The sequence below is a fragment of the Aquiflexum sp. genome (assembly GCF_041749095.1).
In the GTDB taxonomy this organism is placed as follows: Bacteria; Bacteroidota; Bacteroidia; order Cytophagales; family Cyclobacteriaceae; genus Aquiflexum.
In genome coordinates, this window is the sequence record NZ_JBGTCA010000220.1 from 1 (window position 1) to 2,370 (window position 2,370).

Sequence of the window (2,370 nt, forward strand, 5' to 3'; positions counted from 1 at the left end):
GGTAAGTAAAGAAGCCCGTGTAGGACAGCAGCGGGCCGTATTGTAAAACTGAGAAAAACGGAGTCCGTTTTTGGCTAAAGTGTCCAATTCCGGTGTTTCGATTTCACTGCCATAAGAACCGAGATCGGAATAGCCCATATCATCGGCCAAAATCACTATGATATTGGGTCTATTGCTTTGCAGATTATTAGATATCCTATCAGATTGGCTGTTTTTAGAATTATCTACCTGTGAAGTTTGACAATCGGTAAATAGCAATACAGAGAGGAATGCTATCATTATTTTTTGTAACTGCATTTTAATTCCTTTTAATTTATAGAAAGTGGATTCGAAACTGTTTCAAATTACCTATTTTGGGAATCTATTTTGTATAATTTATTTAAAAACTCCCCCCTGGTAATGTTTTTACTGTAATTTGATTCTAATATTTCAGAACTTTTCGCATCTAGGTTCAACATGCTGATCCAGGATTTTGCCTGCTCTTCAGAAATATGCTCGTCAGGATTTATTTGATGGTACGGATAAGCTTCACGGTATTGCATTTTCCATAAGTTGGCAGGTGCCTTTAGATTGATATCACTCAATGGAAAAATATTGTGGAATATTCCTTTTGCCCCCAAATACTGTATGGCTTTGAAATAGGGGTGGTCATTTTCTACATCCGAAACATATACCGTTTTGCCCCCTGCTTCATGTATTAGCCTTTGAAGTTGATCAATCGGCACATCGGTCGCACCTAAATTGTTTTCCAACATGAGATGTGCTGCCAGTCCAGTGGCCTGCCCTATCGCACTCCAAGTAGGCTCCAATCTCAATGCAGAAAATCCCACATGGCTGCTGGAAACTGCCACACTGACCAGGAGGTTGTGAAAATCCTTCACAACCGTGATACCATAAGGAATCTGAAACGGTGGGGGGACATGATTGAAATCTCCTTCCGTCAGGTCTTCATAAAGCTCGCCGGGAGGGCTAACCCCATGGCAGTTTAAGGCATAATCCCCGATAGCGATGGCATCACTTCTCAACTTTGTCCTGACGGAATTAGGTGCCATATAAGTATCCTGCTCGGTAAAAACATACTCACCTTCTATCCTTCTTGCCTCCCTGATATACAAGCGGTAAGGGAAATGATCGTTATCCGTAAATTCGTCTTTGGCCAGTCCCCATTTTTGGGCTTCCTTTCTGAGTTCATAAGGTACCTTCAAGTCCTGCTGCAAAAAATAGATCAGACTCAGATTATGTAAAAGGTGCTCGTTGATAATACGGTTTCTGGTCTCCGGATCCCCTTCCGGATAATCATAATTCCCGCCCAACAAAGCCATACGCACAGGGGCGTTTTTTATATCATTGATATCCGCTTTTCTATTGGGTAATAATTGTACCCGCAAAATACCCCTGGCGTCTTCCGTGAAAATCTGTTCTACTTTTTTATTTTCCAAGGTTCCAAGTATAGGCGTAAAAACATCCCGGTCATACCCTGCCGGTTCTTCTATCATGATCCGGTTGGCCGGATCATCAGTCATGATAATCCTGAAGTTATAACCTTGTATTCTTTGATCCCCTTCCCCCGTACTTCCACTTTGTATCACGCCGCCCCGGGTAAATATTTTTCCGGCATACCGCTCATGGTAGGTGGATTGTGATTCCCTTCCAAGAAAATAATTGGCACCTGCCATGGCTGCCAGATCCCCTTCATAGGTTGCATCTATAAAAACCTTTGCGTGGTATTCTACCGATTGGTCCTCTTTCAGATTGGATAAACGGATACCGTTGATGACCATTCGCCCTCGTAAACATTCCCCCAATATGACTTTGCTAAGTCTGTGACGGGTAATCACTTCGATACTGGGAAATTCCCGGAGCATTTCCCGTAAAATCTGCAGGGTTACATGGGGTTCTGCATGAATCCCAAAGTGGCAGTCCTCCACCTGCTGGGAATCGGGTCCATATTTTTCTGTATAAAAGGCAAGTACCCTGTTGGTATAGTTTTGAAATTCACCTCCCAATACCTCAAAGGAAATAAATTCATAGTATGATAATGTAATTAAAATCGCTGTGTGAAGAATCCGATTATTGTTTTGGAGGGTCAAGCTCTGCCGCCAATTGAGCAAACAGTCCCATGGTCCATTTCCCGATAATACCTTGGCTTTCTGCTTGGAACACTTCTCCGCCCTGATGTTTATTTGATGGGGAAGTGCCTATAATAAATCCGTCCGGTGTCAGGCGGGTCTTGAGGCCTTCGAATGCTTTCATAGCTGACACTTCTGCTTCGGGGCCCAGCCAGCCTCTTCTAACACCAATGGCCATTGCAGCAGCAATTCCGGCTGTACCTGAAGATTCCTTTATTGTTTCGGATCTGTCGGCAAATAA

3 protein-coding genes are annotated in these 2,370 nt (G+C 43.2%); all 3 read right to left on the reverse strand.

The window, feature by feature from the left end; all coding sequences use genetic code 11:
• Positions 1–297: sulfatase-like hydrolase/transferase (locus tag ACEW8O_RS10855; protein ID WP_373494654.1), on the reverse strand; the 297-nt coding region annotated here is incomplete at its 3' end.
• Positions 298–344: 47 nt separating this feature from the next.
• Entirely contained in the window at positions 345–2,090 is a 1,746-nt protein-coding gene (locus ACEW8O_RS10860) for an FAD-dependent oxidoreductase (protein WP_373494655.1), read from the reverse strand.
• Positions 2,071–2,370: glycoside hydrolase family 88 protein (locus ACEW8O_RS10865; RefSeq protein WP_373494656.1), on the reverse strand; the 300-nt coding region annotated here is incomplete at its 5' end. The genes ACEW8O_RS10860 and ACEW8O_RS10865, both read right to left, overlap by 20 nt.